The 24,385-nt window shown below is 40.4% G+C and carries 23 protein-coding genes; 5 read left to right on the top strand and 18 right to left on the bottom strand.

Annotation, left to right across the window (positions count from 1 at the left end):
- Positions 1-36: 36 nt before the first annotated feature.
- Positions 37-1,284, bottom strand: coding sequence for a threonine ammonia-lyase IlvA (ilvA, locus tag ACQKKO_RS02315; protein ID WP_498643940.1), 1,248 nt, complete (start codon positions 1,282-1,284; stop codon positions 37-39).
- A 221-nt stretch (positions 1,285-1,505) separates the two neighbouring features.
- Between ilvA and ACQKKO_RS02310 the strand changes: the two genes are divergently transcribed.
- Entirely contained in the window at positions 1,506-1,697 is a 192-nt protein-coding gene (locus ACQKKO_RS02310; RefSeq protein ID WP_498643938.1) for a hypothetical protein, read from the top strand.
- A gap of 50 nt (positions 1,698-1,747) precedes the next feature.
- On the opposite strand, the gene ACQKKO_RS02305 is transcribed toward ACQKKO_RS02310, so the two are convergent.
- Together ACQKKO_RS02305 and racA are read right to left on the bottom strand one after the other, a co-directional pair.
- On the bottom strand, positions 1,748-2,119 hold the full coding sequence (locus ACQKKO_RS02305; RefSeq protein WP_498643936.1) for a YppE family protein: 372 nt from the start codon (positions 2,117-2,119) through the stop codon (positions 1,748-1,750).
- Between the two features lie 36 nt (positions 2,120-2,155).
- Positions 2,156-2,692, bottom strand: coding sequence for a chromosome-anchoring protein RacA (gene racA / locus ACQKKO_RS02300; RefSeq protein WP_498643934.1), 537 nt, complete (start codon positions 2,690-2,692; stop codon positions 2,156-2,158).
- Between the two features lie 209 nt (positions 2,693-2,901).
- Here racA and ACQKKO_RS02295 point away from each other — a divergent pair, with 209 nt between their 5' ends.
- Positions 2,902-3,015: a hypothetical protein gene (locus tag ACQKKO_RS02295; protein ID WP_498643933.1), complete on the top strand. Its 114-nt coding sequence runs from the start codon at positions 2,902-2,904 to the stop codon at positions 3,013-3,015.
- A gap of 48 nt (positions 3,016-3,063) precedes the next feature.
- Here ACQKKO_RS02295 and ACQKKO_RS02290 read toward each other — a convergent pair whose 3' ends face one another.
- A complete protein-coding gene (locus ACQKKO_RS02290; RefSeq protein ID WP_498643931.1) occupies positions 3,064-4,023 on the bottom strand; it encodes a DUF2515 family protein in 960 nt (319 codons plus the stop codon).
- A 160-nt stretch (positions 4,024-4,183) separates the two neighbouring features.
- Here ACQKKO_RS02290 and recU point away from each other — a divergent pair, with 160 nt between their 5' ends.
- Both recU and ACQKKO_RS02280 read left to right on the top strand, forming a co-directional pair.
- Positions 4,184-4,786, top strand: coding sequence for a Holliday junction resolvase RecU (gene recU / locus ACQKKO_RS02285; RefSeq protein ID WP_498643929.1), 603 nt, complete (start codon positions 4,184-4,186; stop codon positions 4,784-4,786).
- Between the two features lie 30 nt (positions 4,787-4,816).
- Positions 4,817-7,600: a PBP1A family penicillin-binding protein gene (locus ACQKKO_RS02280; protein ID WP_498643927.1), complete on the top strand. Its 2,784-nt coding sequence runs from the start codon at positions 4,817-4,819 to the stop codon at positions 7,598-7,600.
- Between the two features lie 67 nt (positions 7,601-7,667).
- Here ACQKKO_RS02280 and ACQKKO_RS02275 read toward each other — a convergent pair whose 3' ends face one another.
- The 8 genes from ACQKKO_RS02275 to ACQKKO_RS02240 all read right to left on the bottom strand — a co-directional run bounded on the left by ACQKKO_RS02275 (position 7,668) and on the right by ACQKKO_RS02240 (position 16,508).
- Positions 7,668-11,231, bottom strand: coding sequence for a dynamin family protein (locus ACQKKO_RS02275; RefSeq protein ID WP_498643925.1), 3,564 nt, complete (start codon positions 11,229-11,231; stop codon positions 7,668-7,670).
- A 17-nt stretch (positions 11,232-11,248) separates the two neighbouring features.
- On the bottom strand, positions 11,249-11,752 hold the full coding sequence (locus ACQKKO_RS02270) for a YpoC family protein (RefSeq protein WP_498643924.1): 504 nt from the start codon (positions 11,750-11,752) through the stop codon (positions 11,249-11,251).
- Positions 11,749-12,408, bottom strand: a complete 660-nt coding sequence (gene nth, locus ACQKKO_RS02265; RefSeq protein WP_498643922.1) for an endonuclease III — start codon at positions 12,406-12,408, stop codon at positions 11,749-11,751. Before nth ends, ACQKKO_RS02270 begins: the two co-directional genes overlap by 4 nt.
- A 19-nt stretch (positions 12,409-12,427) precedes the next feature.
- Complete coding sequence (locus ACQKKO_RS02260) at positions 12,428-13,132, bottom strand: DnaD domain-containing protein (RefSeq protein WP_498643920.1); 705 nt, start codon at positions 13,130-13,132, stop codon at positions 12,428-12,430.
- A 110-nt stretch (positions 13,133-13,242) separates the two neighbouring features.
- Positions 13,243-14,535, bottom strand: coding sequence for an asparagine--tRNA ligase (gene asnS / locus ACQKKO_RS02255; RefSeq protein ID WP_498643919.1), 1,293 nt, complete (start codon positions 14,533-14,535; stop codon positions 13,243-13,245).
- A 51-nt stretch (positions 14,536-14,586) separates the two neighbouring features.
- A complete protein-coding gene (locus tag ACQKKO_RS02250) occupies positions 14,587-15,774 on the bottom strand; it encodes a pyridoxal phosphate-dependent aminotransferase (protein ID WP_498643917.1) in 1,188 nt (395 codons plus the stop codon).
- Between the two features lie 61 nt (positions 15,775-15,835).
- Positions 15,836-16,324 (bottom strand): cell wall elongation regulator TseB-like domain-containing protein, encoded by a 489-nt coding sequence (locus tag ACQKKO_RS02245; RefSeq protein ID WP_498643915.1) that lies wholly within the window; start codon positions 16,322-16,324, stop codon positions 15,836-15,838.
- A gap of 13 nt (positions 16,325-16,337) precedes the next feature.
- Positions 16,338-16,508, bottom strand: a complete 171-nt coding sequence (locus ACQKKO_RS02240) for a YpmA family protein (RefSeq protein WP_203086785.1) — start codon at positions 16,506-16,508, stop codon at positions 16,338-16,340.
- A gap of 112 nt (positions 16,509-16,620) precedes the next feature.
- On the opposite strand from ACQKKO_RS02240, the gene ACQKKO_RS02235 reads away from it, so the two are divergent.
- Complete coding sequence (locus ACQKKO_RS02235; protein ID WP_498643913.1) at positions 16,621-16,797, top strand: hypothetical protein; 177 nt, start codon at positions 16,621-16,623, stop codon at positions 16,795-16,797.
- Between the two features lie 73 nt (positions 16,798-16,870).
- Here ACQKKO_RS02235 and ACQKKO_RS02230 read toward each other — a convergent pair whose 3' ends face one another.
- Genes ACQKKO_RS02230 through panB form a run of 6 tightly spaced genes read right to left on the bottom strand, consistent with a single transcriptional unit; the run spans position 16,871 to position 24,164 of the window.
- Complete coding sequence (locus tag ACQKKO_RS02230; protein ID WP_498643911.1) at positions 16,871-18,184, bottom strand: amidohydrolase; 1,314 nt, start codon at positions 18,182-18,184, stop codon at positions 16,871-16,873.
- 24 nt (positions 18,185-18,208) lie between these two features.
- Positions 18,209-21,022: an ATP-dependent DNA helicase DinG gene (gene dinG / locus ACQKKO_RS02225; protein ID WP_498643909.1), complete on the bottom strand. Its 2,814-nt coding sequence runs from the start codon at positions 21,020-21,022 to the stop codon at positions 18,209-18,211.
- A 34-nt stretch (positions 21,023-21,056) separates the two neighbouring features.
- On the bottom strand, positions 21,057-22,028 hold the full coding sequence (locus ACQKKO_RS02220; RefSeq protein WP_498643907.1) for a hypothetical protein: 972 nt from the start codon (positions 22,026-22,028) through the stop codon (positions 21,057-21,059).
- A 60-nt stretch (positions 22,029-22,088) separates the two neighbouring features.
- Complete coding sequence (panD, locus tag ACQKKO_RS02215; RefSeq protein WP_498643905.1) at positions 22,089-22,472, bottom strand: aspartate 1-decarboxylase; 384 nt, start codon at positions 22,470-22,472, stop codon at positions 22,089-22,091.
- A 14-nt stretch (positions 22,473-22,486) separates the two neighbouring features.
- The gene (gene panC / locus ACQKKO_RS02210; RefSeq protein ID WP_498644647.1) at positions 22,487-23,329 is read right to left on the bottom strand and encodes a pantoate--beta-alanine ligase; all 843 of its coding nucleotides are present in this window, start codon (positions 23,327-23,329) and stop codon (positions 22,487-22,489) included.
- On the bottom strand, positions 23,316-24,164 hold the full coding sequence (panB, locus tag ACQKKO_RS02205) for a 3-methyl-2-oxobutanoate hydroxymethyltransferase (protein ID WP_498643903.1): 849 nt from the start codon (positions 24,162-24,164) through the stop codon (positions 23,316-23,318). Before panB ends, panC begins: the two co-directional genes overlap by 14 nt.
- Positions 24,165-24,385 lie beyond the last annotated feature (221 nt).

The following is a 24,385-nucleotide window of genomic DNA, read 5'->3' as shown; positions in this document are numbered from 1 at the left end:
ACGGCATCAGTCACCGCACTGCTCTCCTCTACCAGATTAAATTAATAGGTGAAATAAATGTTCGTCTTTATTTATTTCTTGGTAGTCAAAATTCTTTTCTTTTAAACGATCAATTAAACGACCATAATCCTTGTTGTAAGCCAGTTCTATCCCAATTAATACAGGTCCATTTGAACGGTTATTCTTCTTTGTGTATTCAAAGCGAGTAATATCATCCTCCGGCCCGAGTACTTCTTGTATAAATTCGCGCAAAGCACCCGCTCTTTGCGGGAATTGAATCATAAAGTAGTGCTGTAGCCCTTCGTATATAAGTGAACGTTCTCGCATTTCTTCCATTCTGCCAATATCATTGTTCCCGCCACTCACAATACAAACAACGGTTTTGCCCTTAATCTGTTCACGATAAAAATCAAGTGCAGCAATCGGCATCGCACCGGCAGGCTCCGCCACAATCGCATTTTGATTGTAAAGCTCAAGTATCGTAGTACAAATTTTTCCTTCGGGCACCAAAATAATGTCATCAAGTGTTTCTTTACAAATGTCAAAGGCCAAGTCGCCAACCCGTTTTACCGCGGCGCCATCTACAAATTTATCGATGTGCTCAAGCTCAACAACATGTCCTTGTTTTAAGGATTCTTTCATGGATGCCGCGCCAAGTGGTTCACATCCAATCATACGAGTGCTTGGACTTACACTTTTTATATATGTACTTACGCCACTGATCAGTCCTCCACCACCAATTGAGGAGAAAATGTAATCGATTGGACATTCAGTATCATTTAAAATTTCCATGCCAACTGTCCCTTGGCCTGCTATTATTTTCTCTTGGTTAAATGGATGGATAAATGACATCCCCTGTTCATCACAGTAAACCATCGCTTCATTGTAAGAGTCATCAAATGTATCTCCTACTAGGACAACTTCAACATATTCCTTGCCAAAAAAGTTTACTTGATCGACTTTTTGTCTAGGTGTAGTCGTTGGCATAAAGATGGTCCCTTTAATCTTTAAAGCCTGGCAGGAATAAGCTACACCCTGCGCATGGTTTCCAGCACTTGCACAAACAACACCCTTGCTTAATTCGTCATGTGGTAAGCTGGAAATCTGATAAAAAGCGCCTCTAATTTTAAAGGATCGCACCACTTGTAAGTCTTCTCGCTTAAGATACACATTACAGTTATAGCGTTCTGATAAAACCTGATCTAACTGCAGAGGTGTATGCGTCACAACATCTTTAATGCGTTGATGCGCAATCATTATATCTTCTAGATGAACGGAACTCATGTAATAAATCCTTTCTTCGCTTGCCCGTAAAGTTACTGACAGTGACTGGTCTAATTTTTCACGCGATTCATTTAAATATGACTATTTTAACACACTGAGCATGGTTTGGTAAGTAAAGTCTAATCGTTTGTACAACTTATTCATATTGGTTGAATTCTCGTTGCTTTCCTAATCATTCTTTTTATATACTAAAAAGAGACAAAGAAATGGAGGGATAAACTGTGCGAATGAAATCCATCTGGATGGCATGTGTGGCAATTCTACTTACACTCGTACCATTGAAAGCGGTTAACGCTGCATCAGAAGCAGCTGCTGAAGCTGAGACTATGGGCACATTTGTTACTGTACTCGCAATTTTCTCTTTTGCTACACTTGCACTTATGATGTTTTACTGTGTTCGAGATAATGGATAATAACCGAAAAAACACGTACACTCCATCACCTGGAATGTGCGTGTTTTTTTTTATAATAACTCGTCGACTTGCTTAAGCACGTATTCTACTGCTTTAAATGTCTCTATTTGTTTTTTGCGGCTGGTTTCCGGATAAAACGACTTAATAGCTACCACTTCAAAGTTATCAACCGTTTGCGTAAGCTGATTTTCATGAAGATCTTTTGGCTGTTTTTCCCGAACCCTTTGGATAGCAAGAGGTAACCACTGCTCTGTTTTTTCTTTCACCTCATCGGCAAATGGTTTAACCATACCAAAAAAGTCAACCGAGTAAGACTCTGTTCGCACTTCATTAAGGTAGGTGGCTTCTGCAAATTGGTTCATTTCAAGCAAACGCTTGTTAAGTTTCATTAAGTGATCTAATGTATGCGTGTCCAATATCATCCCTCCAGCTACAAGTGTAGCAAAGGAATTTGTTTTCTAAAAGGAAAAGAAATGAAGCAACGTTTTCCATCCCTTTCTGCTTGTCCCCCCTGAAGCCATTGGAAGTTCTTCTTCCTCGTTCGACTGTTTCGCTTCCATACGAATCAATCGGTTTTCAAGTCGTTTCAGCATGGCAGACATGTCATCTAATTCTGAACGATGCTTTAATAATTGATAACTAACCACTTCATCTGCTTTTTGTGTTAGTTTTTGCTCGATTTCTTGAATATGTGTCATCATTTCCTGCAATTTTCTTTCGTATTCAGCAGATGGAACGGCCGGTTTGACCAAGCGCTGAAGCTCCGAGTCATTTTTTACTTGTCTAACATCAATCTGAATGTCTTTCATTTTTTTCCCTGCTTTTAATTCCTGATTAATTTGTCCAAGCATTACGATTTGTTCTTCAGTATAAAAGTAGTGCCCGAGTTCATTCTGTTCACATGGAATGTTAAAAAACTTTGTCCATCGTTGAACAGTTGTAGGGTTCACACCTAATCTCTCTGAAATATCCTTTGTTTTGATGTATCCGTCCATCTGCCTTCCTCCTTTTAAATTCACGAACTAACCGATCCATCGGCACTTGACTACCCATTCTACTTCTCACTTACTCAAACCTTCTTGACTGACAAAACTAGTTTTCATTCGGCAAACATAGTAGCTCTCGTGTTTCATTCGACTTTTTCTACATGTTTTACATGTCGCTTGCCATACTAACGATATGTTAGTGAAAGGAGAGATGTATGATGAAATCAAAGCAAAGCACGACCAGACAAACGGAGAAGCAAGAGAAGAATACGGCGAATCGTGCTTCCATCACAGACAAAAAGCTTGGCGGACCAAATAAACCCGCTGAGTGAAACAAAAACAAGCCACTTCATAAAAGGAATGTGGCTTGTTTCTTATTCTTATCTTATCCACTTTTTTACTGTTTTTGCTAGATAGATCATCATCCACTTTCTTTGAACCCATTCGTCTCGGGATACAGGCTTCCAAGGCTTCACAGGGGTAAAATAATGAGCAATCTTTGTATGCTTATAGGACCAGTCGCCTCTTTGAACGGATTGATGCTCAATCACCGGATAAACAAAACGTAATGGATAGCTTTCTACTCGAGGAGACCAGCTCATACGTTGATCATAATCATGCCTTGAGCCTGTATGAGGATGATGGTTCATAAAGGAACAGATTGAAGGATACGTATCTGGATGAAATAATAGAAAGGCTAATTGCTTCCCTAATTTGATTCGATTTGAAACCCTCTGGAAAGGACGCACGTATAATGTATAAAGACATCCTTCTACACTAGGTAGTAACACATAACTAAGATGAGTATGCTGTTCCAAATGAAAGAAGATTTTTCTGGACACAATGTCTTTGAACAAAGGCTTTTGCAATACAGCTTCTTCAAGAACAAACTGCTCGTTAATAATTAATGCTGTACACAATCTCTCTTCACTGTGCTTTTCCCAAAACATATGCCATTCATTAATGATAAAGCTCGACACTCCAAATTCTTTAAGTAAGAAAAAAAGTGGTCTACCCAAGTATTTTGATTGTTCGTAGATCATTAGCTGTGGACAAGCATCTTGGAAAATGGTCCAATTGCTTGCTTCATAAATCGCAAACAATCGGTTTCGATCTTCAACGGGTAAAAGTGTACGAAACCATTCATTTGCTAAATCCGTCATATTCCATCCTGCATTTCGGGATACAAGACCTGCAAGGAGCGCCCACCTAATTTCAGGGTGTCTGTGGTAAAAACGTTCATAATAACTTGTCCGCGTGAGATTATCCATATTAAACATTTTTAATTGCTTTTTAATCATTTCCAGAATTGAAGAATATTGTTGTATCTGGTGATTCACGGTATACCCTCTCCATTTCTTAATTTTTCACGAACTTATGTTTTCATTACACACACTTCAGTTGTGAATGTGGTATGATACGGTTTGAGCCTTTTTGGCATAGGTTCTACGCTTTTAGGTGAAAACATACTATAGATGCTTGGGAAGGGTGATTCACGGTATGGCAATCCGGTACCCAAATGGAAAGAAATTTATAACAAATCAAACACAATCAACAAAACCTAAGAACTCTAAACGAGTTAGTACATACAGTAACCGCGGCATGACACTCGAGGATGATATTAACCAATCAAATGCCTTTTATGTAGAATCCGGAATCGCTGTTATTCATAAGAAACCTACCCCCGTTCAAATCGTTGATGTACATTATCCTAAACGAAGTGCGGCTGTCATTAAGGAGGCTTATTTTAAACAAGCGTCTACAACCGATTACAACGGCGTGTACAACGGGCATTATATTGATTTTGAAGCAAAGGAAACAAAAAATAAAACGTCCTTCCCACTTCAAAACTTTCACCTACATCAAATTACACATATGAAGCAGGTCGTCGCACAAAAAGGCATTTGTTTTGTTTTATTACGTTTTTCACACACTGATGAAGTGTATTTAGTAGATGCTACCCATTTAATTACTCGATATGAAGATCAATCAAAGCGCAAATCTATTCCTAAGCAGGACATTGATTCGTTTGGAATGAAGGTCCCTCTTGGAATCGCTCCCCGCCTTGATTATCTGCGTATTGTACGTGAGGTTTACTTTTAACCAATTAACAAATGAAAGGAAGAACCATTTATGTCTGATCAAAACACAAGACAAGGTCGTAGGCAGGCTCGAATGCAAGAGTCTACTAAAAATAAAAAGAAGTCTAATGGAAAACCAAAACGAGGTTTAGTTAAAAAAATCTTTATGACCCTTGTTGTCTTACTAGCTGTTGCTATTATCGCAGGAGGAGTTACGGCTGGTGTGATCATCGCTGGTGCACCTGACCTTGATGAAGATAAATTAATGCTTGCCCAACCAATTCAAATCTATGACCAAGAGGACGAACTCGTCTCTCTTCTTGATACCGGAGAACGTCGAATTAATGCGTCTTACGATGAATTACCTGATTCACTTAAGGATGCTATTATTTCGGTAGAAGATATGCGTTTCTACGATCACTTTGGGATTGATTTACGTCGTCTGGCTGGTGCTGTCCGTGCGAATATTACAGAAGGCTTTGGTGCTGAGGGTGCGAGTACAATTACGCAACAGTTAGTTAAGAACTTATTTCTAAATCAAGAAAAAGCGCTAACTCGTAAAGTGCAAGAACAGTATTTAGCGATTAAACTTGAACAGCAATATTCAAAAGAACAAATTCTAACGATGTATTTAAATCAGATCTATCTAGGAAGTGCGGGTTACGGTGTGAAGATTGCCGCAGAATCTTATTTCGATAAACCTCTTGAAGAGTTAACGATTGCTGACTCTGCCCTCCTTGCTGGAATACCGCGTCGTCCAAATTATTACGATCCAATTAAAAATCCAGACAATGCAGAATCACGTCGGAATTTAATTATTGGATTAATGGAAGAACAAGGAAAGATTACGGCGGATGAAGCAGAAGAAGCTAGAAATACGCCCATTGCCGATCAAATTAACTATCAAGAAGCTGAAATTACGTCACCATATGCAGCTTATTACAGTGAAATTTTAAAAGAGCTTGAAGAAAATGATGAGTTCACCGTTAACGATATTTACAATTCAGGGTTAAAAGTATATACAAGCCTGGATCAATCGGCACAAGAGCATGTTGAAAATGTGCTTGAAAGTGATGAATACATCACAAACTACCCAGACAATCCTGAATTTCAAGCAGGAGTTACACTGATCGATACAAAAACCGGTCAAATTAAAGCCATTGGTAGTGGCAGACAACAATCAGATAACCGAAATGATTTTAACTACGCAACAGATATTACGCGTCAGCCTGGATCAACAATTAAGCCTATTTTAGATTATGCTCCGGCAATTGAACATTTACAGTGGTCTACCGCTCATGTTTTGGTAGATGAACCACATTCATATTCGAACGGAGATCCGTTCAGCAATTTTGGTGGAACGTATCGTGGAGCTATGTCCATGCGTCAGGCACTTTCAAGCTCACAAAATGTTCCAGCCGTAAAAGCTTTACAAGAAGTTGGACTCGAACGAGCAGAACCATTTGCTAAGCAACTATTGACACTAGATAAAGATGAGCCGTTTCACGAATCCTATGCATTAGGTGGCTTTAACACTGGAGTCTCAACAAAAGATATGGCTGGAGCTTATGCTGCTTTTGGTAATGGTGGTACATTCACTGAACCACATACGATTCGAAAGATTGTTTTTGCTGATGACCGGGAGATTAATCTTGAGCCAGACTCGGTAAAAGCAATGGAAGATTACACTGCTTATATGATTACTGATATGTTAAAAACGGTTGTTTCATCTGGAACTGGTCAGATTGCAAACGTACCTGGTGTGCCGATTGCTGGTAAAACAGGAACAACGAATTTCACAAAAGATCAAAGGGATAAACATAATATCCCAAGTAGCGGGTCTCCCGATTCTTGGTTCGCAGGATATTCAACAAATTATACTGCGGCAGTTTGGACTGGTTTCGAAAACAATACAAAAGGGTATTACATTAACCGCGACAGAAACGAGAACCAAATAGCTCAAAACATTTTTAAAGCAGTCATGCAAAATGTTTCAACAGGAATTGAAAACCCTGATTTTGTTAAGCCAGATTCGGTCATTGAACGTCGAGTAGAGCGAGGAACGGAAAAGCTACCGAGCTCCGGCACACCACAAAGTGAAATTGTTACCGAACTCTTTGTACGTGGCGCTGAGCCGACGCAAGAATCAGAAACGTATGAAGAAGAAGAAGAAGAAGAAGAAGAAATTGAAGAGCTTCCAAGCCCAACTGGTTTACAAGCCTCTTACGAAGAAGCGGCTGATCAGATCATTGCGACTTGGAACTATCCAGATTCTTCCGATGTTGATGTTACGTTTGATGTACAAGTAACTGCCGATGGTGGAAGTGGCCAATCGATTGAAGTTGGTTCAAATCAACAAGCGATCTTCTCAGCTGTAGAACCTGGTACGACGTATCAGATTTCAGTTACAGCTGTATCAACTGAGGACTCAAGCTTACGCAGTAGCCCAGCAACAACAAGTGTGACCGTGGCTGGAACTGAAGAAGATGAGGAAGAGGAAGAAGAGCCAGTGGAAGAAGAACCACCTGAGGAAGAAAATCAACCTGAGGATACACCAGACGAAAACAATGAAGATGCTCCAGATGAGAACAACGGTGACACAGGCGAAGATACACCTGAAAACACTCCTGGAGATAATGAAGATGGCTCCAATGGTAATGGTAATGGCAACAACGGTGGCGGCGATTCCGGTAACGGTAATGGCAACGACAACGGCAATCAGAACGGTGGCGGAAATGATGACACCGGTGATGATGATAACAATGATGGCGGTGGAAATGACACCCCATCTGAACCTGAACCTGATCCCCCAGCGGATGATGAAACAGATGAATAAATAACGAAAAAATGAAAAACGGTGGATTTCCTTTGAAGGAGATCCACCATTTTTATGTTCTAACACCTTAATGAACGGGTTGTTTTGATTGAACCTCTTGATACTCTACAACAAGTGCCTCAATCTCTTTTTCATTTGTTAATGCATCCAGCTGACTTAATTCTCGGTCCAATGCTCCTTTTAATAAATTCTTTATGTTTTGCTCCTCGTTAGAAAGACTCGTAACAAGTTCGTTCGTTGTCACTTCCTCTTCAGTAAGTAGCAAAGTTGAGGCAGAACTAGATGCTTCTTTTATTAGCTGTTCCTTAAGAGTACGTATTTGCTGACCTTCAAAAAATGCCTTGTCTGTCGTATAGATTGATACGTATTGATCTGGTTGAACGTGTAAAGTGAACTCAGGTTTTTTAAAGGTTGAATCAAATTCTTCAAGCGACTCCCCTACATAAAAGCTTGGACGTTTTTGTTGCAATTGTTCTTCCCATTCCTTTAGCCACATAGAGCCGGCTTTTGTCATGGCCACAGTTAGGCGCATATGAGTCGCACTTGTTTCTTGTTCTAGAAAATACGTTGCTTCTTGGCACCATTCTGTGATCATTTGTTTAAGGACCTGTCTCTTTTCCTTACGATTTCGTCCTCGAATAGTTGCTACATTGATATACTCTGAGAATTCATCTCGTAACCTGTATCCAACTCGATCTCGTAAATATAAAAATAATTGCATGGCTTCCTGCTTTATTTTGTTTTGGATTGATTGAACGGATGAATCATCGATCTCCTGTTTCCAGTGTGCAATATCAGCAGCCAACTTTTGTTTCATTTGGACTTGTTGTGATTTTTCAGAACGAGCAAAGTGAATGCTCTCTTCTACTTTCTTAAGATAGCGATCTAGTTCCTCTTCAAGTAAACGATAACTTAATGATTGTAATTCTTGAACGATTTGCTTATAAAAGTACGACTCAAACTGAGCAAAGTCCGTCTCTTCGTCTATTTGTTCAAGCTTTGCTTTTAAGCCTTGTTTACTTGAAACAGCATAAAGTCTTGGTTTTTGGATTCCAAGTGTTTGTAATTGTGCAGTAACGTGCTGCTTCACACCGTTTAGTTCACCTTCACTAGTCGCTAAATCGGCAGCATTCACAACGAAGAATAGCTTATCTGTTTGAAAAGATTCGTTGATTTTACCCATCTGTTCTAGAAAAAGCTGATCCGATTTTGAAAAAGCATGATTGTAATATGTCACGTAAAAAATAGCATCTGATTGTCTTAATTGATTAAACGCTACATTGGTATGTCGCCCATGTATCGAATTAACACCCGGTGTATCAACTAAAACAAGTCCCTTTTTCGTAAATTCACAGTCATGAAAAACAGTGACAGAATGTAGTAAGCAGGCATAGCGTTCATCAGCCACTAACTCACCTAATTCACCGTGACTAACGGAAAATGCTTCTCCTAAAATCCAATCCGTGTGAGCTAAGCTTTTCTTCAGTACAGTTAAATATTCTGCATACGTCTTTTGCCAACTCGTTAATTGCTTCATATCTGTATGAACCCAACTTGATAACGTTTCAACAGTTAGAACCAGGTCAAGTTTTGAAGCAACCATTCGTATTTCTTCGGCCAACTCCTCCTTCGATTTCACCTGAACGGCTGCAGTCCCATTTGCATGCTCTGCGTCCGATTGCTTAACTGTGCTAACTGTAGCCGTCGTAGGATGAGGTGATACAGGTAACACAGCGTCCCCTAAAATAGCATTCGCAAAACTAGATTTACCCGCACTAAACGCACCAAAAAGAGAGATAACAAATGACTGCTTCTGTGCACGTTCAATACGTGTGAGTAATTGATTTCTCTCATACTGTAGTGCCTTTGTCTGTTGATACGGTTCTATGGCCGTTTTAACTTGTTCCATCCAGCTAGAATCATAGGTAGTAGACGAAATTGTTAATTCAAATGCATTCTCTTCAGTTGACTCCAGCCATTGTGCCCCTTCGTTCACTTCAGTCCATACAATCTGATCTTCCGTTTGATCAGGAATTCCATTCTTTTTTGCTTCTTCAATCTTTTGTTCAAGTAGGCCTGCATCATCATACTGTACAGCTTCTTGTTCACACTTTTCGATGCGGAGAGCTGTTTCGGCTTTAATTGATTGTACCTTTTGTGCATATGCCTCCACTTGTTTTAATCGGTTTAATTCCTTGTCTACCTCTTTAAGCTCTTGCTGCCAATACGCTTGTTGTTCATCTGCCATTAGTTCAATTAATTGTCTAGCAGCCTCTCGTACGTCTCGTACAATGGCAGCTGTCCTTTCCTTTGTAAACGTATACACATATTCTCTATTTTTTGGACCTGCTTTTACATTGGATAAAAAGAACTCAGGAGTCACCTCATAAGAGAAGGACTGGATGGCTTCGTCGATTCTTTCCTTGTTACGCAGGTTTGAACGATTTACTTCTTCAAATAATTGCTGTACATGAAACGTAAGCTGACTGTTCACTTTATCCTGTGTTTCTTTGATTAACGCTTCAAGTCGGTGCTCACGCTCTTGCTCTGTTTTTTTCTTTGCGAATAATAGACCCATTTTGAATGAAGGCTCCATTGCTACTAACCATTCTCTGACTAGATCTGTAGTCGTAGCGGGGAAGATCGTTACTTGTTTAAATAAAGGCTCCCACTTTGTTTCATACTCATCTATGAATTGTTTTTTTGGTGATTGAAGCCATGCTTTTTTGCGCGTTAACTCTTCTTGGCGTTCAAGATCAGACTCTTGAAATCCCTTCTCTTGCATATCGGAGATCACTTCTTCAGTCTCAGCTTCTCCCTCTTCGTGAGCCCTCGCAGCCTGACTCAAGTAAAACCCTTGCTTAAGACGAGTGACAGAGTGTTCAGCTAATTGTCTCCCTTGATATAATATCGATTTAAGCTCACGTTCTAGCTCCGTAAATTGGTTAAGTGGGTGATTCCTTTTTTTCATTGTTGTATAAAAAATACGTGACGTTTGAATCTTCCATTGATCAAAAACCGTTTTAACACTTGTTTGGAACGTTTCAAATGAAAGCTCCGAATCATCATGCTTGTCAACTTGATTGATCACAATGTACAGTGGTTTTTTTTCTTGACTTAATTGCTTTAAGAAATATAAGTTTGTTTCAGATTGTACATGATTATAATCCATTACATAGACGATCATATCCATTGAGTATAGCGCTTCCATTGTAATTGATTGATGTGTAGGATCTGTAGAATCTACTCCGGGAGTGTCAAAAACAGCTGCATCATTCTGAAGAAATGAAAGAGGCGCATGGATCGCTACCTCTTCTATAGAAATACCATCTCTACCCCATTCAGCTACTTTCTCCCATGGAATATGACCTTCCCACGTTTGTTCCTGGTTCTCTCTCGATTTCACAACCACTCCCAGATCGCCGTACTGAATTGATATGATGTTTGCACTCGTTGGGATAGGGCTTGTCGGTAGAACGTTTGAACCGATAAATTCATTGAGTAACGTTGATTTCCCTGCTGAAAAATGGCCACAGAAAGCCATCTGAAATCGTTTGTTTGTTTGTTTTTGTGTAATAACGTTAAATCGTTTCTGTTCACTGTCCGTCCACTGAATCTCAGATGTCTGCATTTAAAAGGTAGCCCCTTTCAATTTGTGCTTTTCGCTTCAAGCATTTTTACTCGAGCATACAACTTCTCAAGCTCTTCCATAAACGATTTCATTTGAACAAAGCTACGGTAGCGATGAGGAGCAATTAAAACAAATGCAATCCGCTCCCGACTGTTCGGAGGCTTATAGGCTAACTCTTCTATTTTATCTTCAATATGTATAAGTGTTGGCACGAGTCGATGATTAATCCAGAACAGCGCTTCTAGCAGCAGGGCTGTATACTCTGCCGTTACGCTTGCCACTTTAGATTTATCTTCTTGTTCATGGTAGATAGATATGATTTGATCAAGCTCATGCCAACGCGTAAATAATAGCGGGAGGTACCTGTCTCTAGTCCACGAGTCAGCTTGATCACAGATATTCATATCAAAATAGAAAAGTGGCCATTGATTGGCTTGTTCTTCTTTAAAAGACTCACAGTTTATCTTTGAATGTGGCTCATAAAAAGGAGAACGGCAAAATGCTTCAGGAACCTGTGTCATACTTCAAGAAGCCTCTCTTTCATTCTCTTTTTTCCCTCACGGCACTCATTGAGTAATGGACATGTAGAGCATTTGGGTGATTGAGCTTTACAGTGGTAACGTCCAAAAAAGATCATTCGATGATGAGCGTCTGACCACACCTCTTCCGGAAGCTTTTTCATTAACGTTTCTTCTACTACTTTTACGTTATCCTTCCAACGACAGATTCCCAGTCGTTTACTTACACGTTCAACATGTGTATCGACAGCAATGGCCGGGACACCAAATGCAACAGATGTCACTACATTCGCCGTTTTGCGTCCGACACCAGCAAGTTCAACTAGCTCATCTCTTGTTTTAGGGACCTCTCCACCATACTGGTCTATTAATGATTGTGAAAGCTTTTGGATATTTTTAGCTTTGCTTCGAAATAAACCAATGGATCGGATATCATTTTCAAGTTCTTCAACAGGAACATTTACGTAGTCAGCTGGTGATTTGTATTTTTCAAACAAAGCAGGTGTTACCCGGTTTACAAGTGCATCTGTGCATTGGGCGGATAGCACAACCGCAATTAATAATTCAAAAGGATTCTTGTGAACTAATTCGCATTCTGCTTCTGGAAAAAGTTCACCCATCACATCGATGGCATGAATGGTTGCTTTTTTACTTAACATGCGAGTGTTGCTCCTTTTATTAAGGTTGCTCCAGCCAGTTGAATCCTGGAACTGAATTAGTTTGCGCTACTTCCTTCGGTTGTTTTCTTGTCTGAGTATGATTTCTGAATTTTTCACTATGTGTTCGTGCTTGCTCTGGCGTTCTTATGCCGTTTTTTTTCCATTCAAATAAGATTCGATCAATGTATCTGAAATTTAACTTACCTGAAATAACGGCCTCTTTTAATGCAGCAAAAATTAATTCAGGCTGATGCTTGTCCTGATCAATCCACATTGATAACGTTTCACCTTCAATTGGTGATAATGGTCGTCCAAATTCTTGTTCTACTTGCTTATAAAGCTTTCCTTCAAGTTCTATGGATTGATTCTCAGTTGAACGCTGAGTTTCAGCTTCAATACATTCGATTAAACGAAACCATAAAGGTTCTAAAGAATACGTTTCATAAAACATACCCGTATCGTCAGAACTCTTCTCAAGCGAAAGCAATTGAGAGCGGATTAATTTACTTAATAGCTTTGTACAGTCCTCGTGAGTCAGCGTCATTCGTTCACTTAACTGCATTGGGGTAACAAACTTTTCCCCGTTGTCTAAATAAGATTGTATATGAAGAAGAGCGATTAGCTCCTGTTCGTTTAAACCGAGTACGGTATACTTTTCAAGTAATAATGCCGGGATGGTTACTTGCTTTTGAGCCATCCATTTAGCAAACTGATTCTTGTTCATCTTTCAACACCTCACTAGCTATTATAACATGGAGTGGAACGGGCTTGACCATAAAGAAAATGAAAAAAAGAGATCGGTAAGAGTTACCACCGACCTCCAAGCTTTTCACATTAAGGGTATAAACGATTTAATAAACGTGGGAATGGAATGGTCTCACGGACATGCTCAACGCCAGATAACCAGGCAACAGTACGCTCTAGGCCAAGACCAAAACCAGAATGCGGCACAGATCCGTATTTACGAAGATCTAGATACCATTCATATGTTTCCTCAGATAGGTTATGCTCTGCAATTCGCTGCTTAAGCAGATCATAATCATGGATACGTTCAGAACCACCAATGACTTCTCCATACCCTTCAGGTGCAATTAAATCCGCACATAGTACAACATCATCACGGTTTGGATCAGGCTGCATATAGAATGGTTTTAACGACGTTGGATAATGTGTTATGAATACCGGCTTGTCGTAATGCTCAGCAATGGCTGTTTCATGAGGTGAACCAAAATCGTCGCCCCAGCTAATATCATCAAAGCCTTTTTCGTGTAACAGCTTAAGAGCTTCATCATACGTAATTCGTGGGAATGGGGCTTGAATTGCTTCAAGCTTCGCCAAATCTCTTCCTAGCGTTTTCAGTTCAATTTGATTGTGCTTTAACACAGAAGCAGCTAAGTGGGACACATATCTTTCCTGCCATTCTAAGTTCTCATCAAATTCAACAAAAGCCATCTCCGGTTCAATCATCCAAAATTCAATTAAGTGACGACGAGTTTTAGATTTCTCTGCACGGAAGGTAGGACCAAATGTAAATACTCGTCCAAGAGCCATTGCTCCAGCTTCTGCATACAATTGCCCACTTTGAGACAGATAAGCATCCTCATCAAAATACTTTGTTGCAAATAGTTCAGATGTTCCTTCAGGAGAGCTTCCAGTTAAGATTGGTGAATCCAGCTTTGAGAAGCCATGCTCATGGAAGAATTCATACGTTGCGTGAATGATTTGATTACGAATCTTCATCACTGCCTGTTGACGTTTTGAACGCAGCCATAAGTGGCGGTGATCCATTAAAAAGTCCGTTCCATGCTCTTTAGGTGTAATCGGATAATCTTTTGATTCACTAATGACAGTAAAACCTGTTACCGTCAATTCATATCCTGATGGTGATCGTTCCTCAGCACGTACTGTACCAGTCACATACAAAGCACTTTCTTGCGTCATATTTTTAGCTTGTGCAAATAAGTCTTCTCCAACATCAGCTTTTACGACAACACCTTGAATGAAGCCAGTTCCATCACGAAGCTGAAGAAAGGCAATTTTTCCACTTGAACGTTTATTTGCTAACCACGCACCAATTGTTACTTCTTGGTCTGCGTGTGCTCCAATTTTTGAAATGGTTGTTTTCATTTTAAATCCTCCGATATCTAGTTACTTTCTATGTAGGAAAACAAATGGTTTTTATCCCTTTGTTTTCGTTTGAACAAATCGCTCAATCCGTTCAAGTGCAGCTAAAAATTGATCAAGGGAAGTTGCGTAGGACAAACGAACATTATCCGGTGCACCAAAGCCCGATCCTGGAACAAGAGCCACTTTTTCCTCTTCAAGTAAAGCTTCAACCCACGAATCAACATCTGTGTATCCACAAGCTTCAACAGCTTCACGAACATTTGGGAAAAGGTAAAAAGCTCCCTTAGGTTTTACGCAAGACACACCTGGAATCTGAATAAGCTTTTCATACGCTATATCCAAACGCTCTTCAAATGCTTGTCGCATCGTTTCAACAGAACCATCGTCCTCTGTGTAGGCCGCAATGGCACCATATTGAGCACTTGTTGTTGGGTTTGATGTACTATGACTTGCCAAATTCGTCATCGCTTTAATGAGCGTTGCATCGCCGGCAGCATAACCAATTCTCCAACCAGTCATTGAATGCGACTTAGATACTCCATTAATGATGATCGTTTGCGCTGCAAGCTCCGGGCTTACTTCAGCAATAGACGTATGTGTAGCACCATCATAAATCAATTTTTCATAAATTTCGTCTGATATGATTAGAAGATCATGTTTTAAGGCAACTTCTCCAAGAGCCTGTAATTCTTCTTTAGAATACATCGCTCCAGTTGGATTACTTGGTGAATTTAAAATCAAAGCACGTGTTTTAGATGTAACAGCTGCGTCCAGCTGCTCAGGCGTTAGCTTAAACCCAGACTCCTCATGACCTGTTACATAAACAGGCTCCCCAAAGGCCAGTTTTACTTGCTCCGGATAGCTTACCCAATAAGGGGTTGGGATGATCACTTCGTCTCCCTCATCCAATAAAGCTTGGAACAATGTATACAAAACATGTTTGGCACCTGTTCCTACAAAAATTTGATTTTGAGTGTACTCAAGCTTCTGATCTTGTTTCAGTTTGTCGATTACCGCGTTTTTTAAAGAAGGAAGACCTGCAGCAGGGGTATACTTTGTATGACCCTCCTCCATTGATTTTATAGCAGCATCTATGATGTACTGTGGTGTATTAAAATCTGGCTCTCCTGCGCCAAGACCAATCACGTCATGCCCTTGTGCTTTTAACTCTTTAGCTTTGGCTGTGATGGCTAAAGTGCTTGATGGTGTAAGTGCGTCTACTCGTTTTGCTAATTTCATGATACCATCTCCTCTCATTGTCCTCTTTTACTATAAGTTGACTACGTTCGACATTCAAGTGTTAGTCATTATTTAAACTAAACCGTTTGATAAATGAGCCATCTTGAAAGGCTACATAATAATACCCTTGTTGATTCGATTCTGTGCGATATTTCACTTCATACAAAGGAGTATTGCCTTCTTTACCTAATTTAATGGACTGAATAGATGAAGGATTGACTGCAGATTCAGCAAGGCTTGAAGCGTCTTCTGCTGAGATACCATCTGATTCTTTAAAAACAGTGACTGTGTCATTTTCTTCATCTTGTGATACCCAAGCGATCGCTTGATCTCCATCCTGATCCATTCCATATACTACATAAAAGGCATCTTCCCCGTGATAATAGGATACGTCACGGACCGATTCGAGTACATCTTCATTGAGTATCTTATCACGAGCCATGTCATATCCATCTGCAAGCGGTGCACGAACGGTCGTATACGCGTATATAAAAAGTGCTAAGACAACAACAACCAGTCCGACACAACTCGTGATGATCCATTTTTTCATGTTGTTGCCTCCATTACGTTTTATAAATCGTAAACACCATTTTCTCTTCGTTCTCTTCGTCCAATGCAAGACCAAATAGAAGATCGCGATCCTTTAACGTTCGATTTAATGAATCGACCATTTTATAAACGTCTGGAGCTTTTTGAATCTTAACTGTGGAGAGCACTTCTTTCTTTGAACCCATACTTTTTCCTCCTAAATGTGGACATTTCATTTTATACAATGCAGGTATTGCCTGTAATATCTCTAGTGTGATAAACCATACTAAGAGTACGCCAGTGAAGGGGGGCGCGAGTATGGATCAAGGCAAAGGCGGCCTGCAAACAGCCGATTGGTATCAGCTAAACAAACATTCAATGTCACTCTTAAGCCGACAAGGTCAAACGCTCGACACGTTATGGCCGGTGACGATTCGTCAAACGGAGTTTCCGTACTCTTATTTTCAAACTGATCAACAAACAGTTAAACCATAATGGCTGATCCAATCTAAAAACCTTCACCCATACCTCAGGCGGGTGCGCGTTACATGAGTAATGCGTGCCCTTTTTATAGAGAACGAACCGTTGAATGGTACTGATTATTTACTTCAAAACGAATTTTTTCTTCATCAAGCGTAAGTAATTCACGGTTTCTCATTAAGCACTTTCCTTGTACATATACATCGCTCACATCCGTTCCAACCGCAGCGTACACGAGATGAGAATGTAATTGAGTTTCAGGCTGAAGATGTGGTGCGGTATGATCAACAACAATAAAGTCTGCCTCTTCCCCTTCTCTAATCATTCCTTTTTGCCCCGTATGAAGAGCGCTAGCGCCTTCTCCCATTACCATTCGAATTGCCTGCTGTGTTGATATAGCATCTGCTTTTTGCACAAATCCTTTTTGCATGAGGACAGCTGTACGTAGTTCTTGCCACATGTCCAATGTATTATTAGCAGATACCCCATCAGTCCCAATTGAAACGGGAATACCCGCTTCTAAAAAGTCCATGATTGGAGCAATTCCTGATCCTAACTTTAAATTACTCATCGGGTTATGGCTTATTCTCGCTTTTGAATTAGCTAGTAATGCAATTTGCGGGGAATCTACATGAACAGCGTGCGCAAAGAGCCACTCTGTTTCATCAAGTAACTTATACTCTTCCAAGTGATCCAATGGATGCTTACCAAATGAAGAGTAATAATCATCTACTTCTTTTTTTGTTTCAGCTAAATGCATATGTACTGGTAGAAAGAGTTCACGTGCCTTGTCCACGATTCGCTCAATATAATTAATAGGGCACGTATACGGTGCATGCGGAGCAAGCATCGTGTGGATTCGATTCTGTGCCGCGCCGTTCCACCTGGTCGCAAAATCAGCTGACTCATTTAACTTCGCATCCTGCTCTTCTCTTGAGCACAATCCTATCACAGAGCGTGTTAACACGGCTCTCATACCAACTTGTTCAATTTTAGCCGCAAAGTCATCCATATTTAAATGATACATTTCAAGGAAGCCGATGGTCCCAGTCTTAATCATTTCAACCATAGCTAGGTCTCGTCCAGCAGCAACGGATTCTTTGGTTAGTTTTCCTTCAAATGGCCAAATTCGTTCCTTTAACCAACGATCCAGGGGAAGATCGTCCTCGTATCCACGCATTAATGTCATTGCTGCGTGACCATGTGTATTATAAAGTCCAGGTACGATCCATTTCCCCTGCAGATTGGTTGTAACGTCTGCTTGTTGTGTCACGTCTTCAGGTGGATTTCCAGTACCAATCTGTTTAAATGTAGTACCGGAAATCAATACATAACCCGATTCAATGATTGAAAAAGAGTCATCCATCGTTGCAATCCGTGCATTTGTTAATAGGGTATTCATTGCCATGCCACCTTTATTTTTTGCTTAAAGATACGATTGATGTTCTTCGAGTAAATCCTCTAACTTACCTTCATGTACAGGAATATTCGGTAACGATTTAATAAACAAAGAGCCATACCTCGTCGTCGTAATTCGTCGATCAAATATAAACACACAGCCCTTATCGTGTTGCGTTCGGATAAGACGACCAAACCCTTGCTTAAAGCGAATGATAGCTTGTGGCAATGAAACATCCATAAACGGATTTTTTCCAAGCTCTTTAGCCTGTTCAAGTTGCGCCTTTAATAGTGGCTCATCTGGCGGTGAAAAAGGCAAGCGAACAATAATGACGTGTTTTAGCTCATCCCCTGGCAAATCAATGCCCTCCCAGAAGCTACTTGTGCCAAATAGGATACCTACATCCGATTGTTTAAACAGCTTCATTAGCTTAGAGCGGCTGCCACTTGTGATTCCTTGGCCAACGAGTTGGAAGCTTTCATGCTCATTAAAGTCTTTTACATACTGATAGACCGTACGAAGCATCTCATATGAGGTAAATAAAACCATCAGCTTGCTTTTACTCGCTTCAGCAATTCTCCATATTTTGATTGCCACTTCCACTGCAAACTCTTCATCAGTTACATCCTTAATCGCTGGCAGGTCAGAAGGAATCAGAACCTTTGCTTGATTCACATATGAAAAGGGAGAATCAATTAGCGAGCTTACAATGCCAAAATCCTGCAAGCCTAGTCGGTTTTTTTGATAGTTAAATGATCCGTTTACCGTTAACGTAGCAGATGTTAGTATGACACTCTTTTTCCGCCCAAATAAATCATCTGCTAAGCGTTCAGATACATCAATTGGCTTACTGTACAGAAATGTCGCATTTCTAGCACCCTTTGGCTCCGCTTCAATCCAATACACCTGGTTTGGATCATACTCAAGCAGCAGCTCGTAAAGCTGTTCATCTTCTTCTAAGAGTGAAGAAATCAAACGCATACCATCTGCCCATTGCGCACGCTCCCTGTAGGAGAATGTTTCATCGTTTGCATCAATCGTTCTTGAAATGGATTCAAGTTGCAGACACACATGGGATAAGGACGAATGTACCCGCATTGTGATCTCTAAAATGGCTGACCAGAGATCTCCAGCCTCATTAAATGATTTATACGTATAACGAGTCCGTCCTGTATCCGATGACGCTTTTTTCTTTGCTTTTAGCGCATACGCATGAATCATTCGAAACAAATCATCCAGCTCTTCTTTTGTTTCACCTAATTCAACCGCTGATTCCAGCCAAATGTCTGACTGTACTCCTGCTTTCTTTGCAAGGTCCGCCATTTTAACAAGCATTCCATCCTCACTTGTATCACCTAATCGTTGCAATAGAAATGCAAAAGAAAGGTAATGTGTTCTGAGTCCTAAACGCTCACTTGCCGTGTCTTCCAAATGATGTGCTTCATCTAACACAACATGGCTATACGAGGGTAGCAAGGATTGTTTATGAACAATATCAGTAAGTAGCAACGAATGATTTGTAATAATGACATGAGCATCATGAGCTCGTCTTCTAGCTTGATGATAAAAACATCTTGAAAACCATGGACTGAACCTTCCTAAATCGGAAGCCGCATCACTTTGAATTTCAAACCAGAAGCTTTTACCACCTGATGGAATGTTTAATTCTTCAACATCACCAGATTCTGTTTCTGTTAACCATATTAAAATTTGTGATTTCATTAAGATGACATCATATGAACACTCTTGAGTAGATTCTAAGCTTAACTCGAATTTACGCAAATCTAAATAATGACTTCGCCCCTTTAGCAAGGCTACACGAATTGAAAAAGGCAGCAGTTGCTTTAAAAGCGGAACATCTCTAGATAGTAGTTGATCCTGAAGAGGTATGGTTTGAGTACTAATAATTACAGGTTTTCGATCCTCTAATGAATGAATAGCCGCAGGAATAAGATAGCCTAAACTTTTTCCCGTTCCCGTTCCCGCCTCGATCATCGCATGTGTATGATCTTTAAATGCTTGATAAACGGTTTGAATCATTTCCTTTTGTCCCGGTCGTTGCTCATATTGCTCAAACACATGCTGAAGTGACTCTTCTTTTGTAAAAAAGGACTCTCGAAACTGCTGAATGTCCTCCTCATTTTTTGCCTCTTCAAGCATCTGCTCTGGTTGTTTTTTTAAGGCAAGCCCACGAAAACAATCGTACTCCTTTTCGCCAGTGTCTCCAGTCTTTAACTTCTCAGTAATCACCTCTTGAATGGTTGATTCAATATGACTTTTATATCGCTTGCTTAAAGGTACTAATTGCTGAAGTGTTAGCAAAGGTAACCGGCGTAACTTATGAAGGATATGAAGAAAGATCATAGCCGTTGCCTCTGCATCACTATCCGCTTGATGGGGGCGATCATGTGTGAATCCCATGCCATCTGCAAGCATGCCAAGCTTGTAACTCTCTTCATTTGGCAAGAGGATACGAGCAAGTTCAACCGTATCGTAGATCGGAACATTTGGAACCACATACCCCTCCAATTTTAACTGGGTAGAGAGAAATCCCCAATCAAATTGAACATTATGGGCAACAAATGAGCAATCCTTCATGAAATCAAGAAGGTCAGAGGCTACGTCTCGAAATAAAGGAGCATCGGACACATCCTCATCACTGATTCCCGTTAATTCTTGTATAAAAGGACTTATTAGTTGTTCAGGATTTATAAATGTCATATATCGGTCCACAATTTGGTCATTTATGATTTTTACTGCACCAATCTGGATAATCCGATCTCCTCTAGTGGGAGAATGACCTGTTGTTTCTAGATCAAGTACCACGTATTGCTTACTCATCTTTCCACCTCTATCTTACCGTACACATCTTTTGTTAGAACTGTTTCTTTTCTTCGGCTAATTTGCCAAGATGCTGTAAGGATCTTCTTACATGCGGATCATGGGGATGTTCCTTTAAAAGTCGTTTGAAAATGGGCCAGGCCAACCTGAGCTGATCATTTAATGCTAGGTTCCAAGCGAGTCCATGGAGGACCAACACCTCTTCTGCACCTAAATCAATTGCCTTCTCGTAGCATGTAATAGCTAGCTCAAAGAAACCGTACCACTCACTCATTAATGCAAGACGAATAATGTCCTCAGAAGTGGTGTACATATTGAGCGCATTTTCCCATAACTGTTTGGCATGTTCATACTGACTTAAGCGAGCACGGACCAACCCATGAAAACACAACGCTTCAGCATCTTGCTGTACATGTTTCGTATATTGTTCAAAGTGTTCTGCTGATACGTCCATTGCACCTATTAAATAATAACATACACCTAAATTATACACGACATCAGAAGTGGGCGTGAGGGATTTTGCTTGCTCAAATAATCCTGCAGCGCGATCAATCTGATGATTGACCGTGTAATAGCAACCTAATCCCGCAAAGCTAAAATGCCTTACACTCTCATCCTTAGCTGTTTGAATTAGGTACATAAACTGTTCAACCGTTTTGTTCGTTGAGCCATTCATTAAATACGCATAGGCAAGAAACAAACGTCTCCATTCTTCATTCATGCCTTCAGCCTGCTCTTGTTCTAATGAGAGTACGGCTCGTTTTAACTGATTCTGTTCAAAATAAACTGTACCCATCGACTGATAACCATCTAGGCTTGGCTCATCAGCTAGATGTTCTTTAATAAGCGCTAGCTTCTCATCCATAACTGACCACAAATCCAAAACCTTTGCCGACTTTTGCTCTAATTTATTTAATTCGATCCAAACATGGTTCGTTTCACCTTTTTCAATCAATGTACAAATTTCTTTGTAAGCATCTTGCCAATCCGTCATCCATTTGTCCATAAGAAAACCCCTCTCCTCTTGTTTTACTCAGTTTGCATCGGGAGAAGGGTTTTATGCGCTTTATAAGACGGTATAAGCTGGTTCTGTACCAAGCAATTGCTTAACTGTATTATCTTCGTTCATAATCGCTACTTTTGGTTTGAAATCAACTGCTTCCTTGGCATCCATCATGGCATAAGCAATCACAATAATCGTGTCACCAGGTTGAACTAACCGAGCAGCAGCTCCGTTCACGCACATCTGTCCGCTACCTGATTCCCCTTTTATGACGTATGTTTCAAATCTGGCCCCATTATTGTTATTTACAATTTGAACCTTTTCATTTTCAAGAATGTTTACAGCCTTCATAATTTCTTCGTCAATTGTGATACTACCTACATAATTTAAATCTGACTCCGTAACGGTGGCACGATGAATCTTTGATTTCATCATTGTAACAAACATTTGGTTCGTCTCCTTTATAACTCAACTAAAATATGATCAATCAAACGCGCTCGGGTAAAGTGATAAGCAACGGCTATGATCATTGTTCCAGATAATTGTTCAGTTGCCATAAGTTCTGGGTATGTTAACACATCAACATAATCAATCGAACCCAGTTCGAGTTGACTAAGATTTTCGGTAACATACCTAATTAAATCAGTCCTGCTGTATCCTGACTTAGCTAACTCACCCGCCTTTTTCAGGGTGGTATAAAGGCCAGGGGCAAGATTTCGCTCGCTCTCATTTAAGTTCACATTCCTTGAACTTTTAGCCAATCCGTCCTCTTCACGAACGGTTGGACAGGCAATAATTTGAACGGACATGGACAATGTCTGAACCATTTGTTTGATGACAGCGACTTGTTGAGCATCCTTCTGTCCAAAATAGGCAGCATTCGGTTCAACCATATGGAGTAATTTTAATACAACAGTTGCTACTCCATCAAAATGCCCTGGTCTGCTTTTACCGCACAGTACATCAATCCCTTGAACAACTTTAATCTCCACAGATGCCTCATTCGGATACATTTCACTAACAGAAGGATTAAAGAGAATATCGACACCTGCTGCGGCGCACAATTGTTGATCTCGCTCTAAATCACGAGGGTACGATTCAAAGTCCTCTCCCTCTCCAAACTGCAATGGGTTTACAAAGATACTCACAACCACAACATCATGATTCTCTCGTGCTTGGTGAATAAGCGAGAGATGACCCTCGTGTAATGCCCCCATTGTTGGAACAAATCCGACGCTTTTGCGATCAGTTTTAATTAAACGCATATCATTTCGCAAGGACTCCACGGTCTTAATGACTTTCATCATGACCCCCTCCATATAATCCGGAGATGACGTCTTCACTTACTGTAAAGCTATGTTCAGCTGCCGGGAACACACGTTGCTTAACCTCTTGATGGTATTCTTGTAACGAAGCAACGATGGATTCACTTACATTCGTATAAGCTTTTACAAACTTTGGAACGTGAACATCACCATAGCCAATTAGATCATGATAGACGAGAACTTGACCATTCGTTTTAGGACCTGCACCGATTCCAATAACAGGAATAGATAGAGCATCTGTAATGAAAGCCGCAACCTCTGTTGGCACACATTCAAGAACGAGACTAAATGCACCGGCTTTTTCAACAGCTAACGCATCATGTAACAAAGCCTCAGCGCTTTTTTGATCTTTTCCTTGAATCCGGTACCCACCCATCACCGCGACGGATTGAGGCGTTAATCCAAGATGAGCCATAACTGGAACACCTGCGTCCGTAAGCGCACGAATTTCATTAATAACGGTTGCTCCTCCTTCAAGCTTCACGGCATCTGCTCCCGCTTCTTGAATGAGGCGGCGCACATTTGCAAGTGTTAGATCAATGCTTCCGTGATAGCTTAAGTGAGGTAAGTCTGCAACGATAAACGTAGACGTAGCCCCGCGTTTAACTGCCTTTGTATGCATCACCATATCGTCCATGGTTACTGGGATCGTTGAATCATATCCTAGGACAACCATCCCTAAAGAGTCTCCTACCAGGATAGCGTCGATTCCCGCTGTTTCTGCGAATTTCGCAGAAGGTGCATCGTAAGCCGTGACCATGGAGATCGGTTCATTCTCACGTTTTCGTTTCTTAAAATCTGCTGTTGTTTTCATCACACTTCCCCTTTCTGCATACACGCAAAAAAACCTTCTCTGCCTAAAGAAAGAAAGGTGTGAGCAAGTTAAAGATACCTGTTACGTAAACAAGCTTTAACTTGATTCAATTCTTTCTGTCCCTGTCCAAATGGATCAAGGCAGCAAAACCAATAAAAATAATAGACTAGGTATTGTTTACATCTGTAATACAATCCACAACACTTATTATAACAAATGGT

The organism is Alkalihalobacillus sp. NPDC127517 (genome assembly GCF_050276055.1).
In the GTDB taxonomy this organism is placed as follows: Bacteria; Bacillota; Bacilli; order Bacillales; family Bacillaceae_D; genus Alkalicoccobacillus.
The sequence above is the reverse complement of the archived record's forward strand: the minus strand, read 5'-3'. Positions and strand labels throughout refer to the sequence as shown.

Coding starts and splice junctions, on each gene's coding strand:
- panD (WP_498643905.1), bottom strand. CDS start 22,472: ATGTTTGTTACAATGATGAAATCAAAGATTCATCGTGCCACCGTTACG.
- ACQKKO_RS02250 (WP_498643917.1), bottom strand. CDS start 15,774: ATGAAATTAGCAAAACGAGTAGACGCACTTACACCATCAAGCACTTTA.
- ACQKKO_RS02275 (WP_498643925.1), bottom strand. CDS start 11,231: ATGCAGACATCTGAGATTCAGTGGACGGACAGTGAACAGAAACGATTT.
- recU (WP_498643929.1), top strand. CDS start 4,184: ATGGCAATCCGGTACCCAAATGGAAAGAAATTTATAACAAATCAAACA.
- ACQKKO_RS02280 (WP_498643927.1), top strand. CDS start 4,817: ATGTCTGATCAAAACACAAGACAAGGTCGTAGGCAGGCTCGAATGCAA.
- ACQKKO_RS02295 (WP_498643933.1), top strand. CDS start 2,902: ATGAAATCAAAGCAAAGCACGACCAGACAAACGGAGAAGCAAGAGAAG.
- panB (WP_498643903.1), bottom strand. CDS start 24,164: ATGAAAACAACAGCAGATTTTAAGAAACGAAAACGTGAGAATGAACCG.
- ACQKKO_RS02220 (WP_498643907.1), bottom strand. CDS start 22,028: ATGGACAAATGGATGACGGATTGGCAAGATGCTTACAAAGAAATTTGT.
- ACQKKO_RS02260 (WP_498643920.1), bottom strand. CDS start 13,132: ATGAACAAGAATCAGTTTGCTAAATGGATGGCTCAAAAGCAAGTAACC.
- ACQKKO_RS02270 (WP_498643924.1), bottom strand. CDS start 11,752: ATGACACAGGTTCCTGAAGCATTTTGCCGTTCTCCTTTTTATGAGCCA.
- ACQKKO_RS02235 (WP_498643913.1), top strand. CDS start 16,621: ATGGATCAAGGCAAAGGCGGCCTGCAAACAGCCGATTGGTATCAGCTA.
- racA (WP_498643934.1), bottom strand. CDS start 2,692: ATGGACGGATACATCAAAACAAAGGATATTTCAGAGAGATTAGGTGTG.
- panC (WP_498644647.1), bottom strand. CDS start 23,329: ATGAAAGTCATTAAGACCGTGGAGTCCTTGCGAAATGATATGCGTTTA.
- asnS (WP_498643919.1), bottom strand. CDS start 14,535: ATGAAAACAACCATTTCAAAAATTGGAGCACACGCAGACCAAGAAGTA.
- ACQKKO_RS02305 (WP_498643936.1), bottom strand. CDS start 2,119: ATGATATTGGACACGCATACATTAGATCACTTAATGAAACTTAACAAG.
- nth (WP_498643922.1), bottom strand. CDS start 12,408: ATGTTAAGTAAAAAAGCAACCATTCATGCCATCGATGTGATGGGTGAA.
- ACQKKO_RS02245 (WP_498643915.1), bottom strand. CDS start 16,324: ATGAAAAAATGGATCATCACGAGTTGTGTCGGACTGGTTGTTGTTGTC.
- ilvA (WP_498643940.1), bottom strand. CDS start 1,284: ATGAGTTCCGTTCATCTAGAAGATATAATGATTGCGCATCAACGCATT.
- ACQKKO_RS02230 (WP_498643911.1), bottom strand. CDS start 18,184: ATGAATACCCTATTAACAAATGCACGGATTGCAACGATGGATGACTCT.
- ACQKKO_RS02240 (WP_203086785.1), bottom strand. CDS start 16,508: ATGGGTTCAAAGAAAGAAGTGCTCTCCACAGTTAAGATTCAAAAAGCT.
- dinG (WP_498643909.1), bottom strand. CDS start 21,022: ATGAGTAAGCAATACGTGGTACTTGATCTAGAAACAACAGGTCATTCT.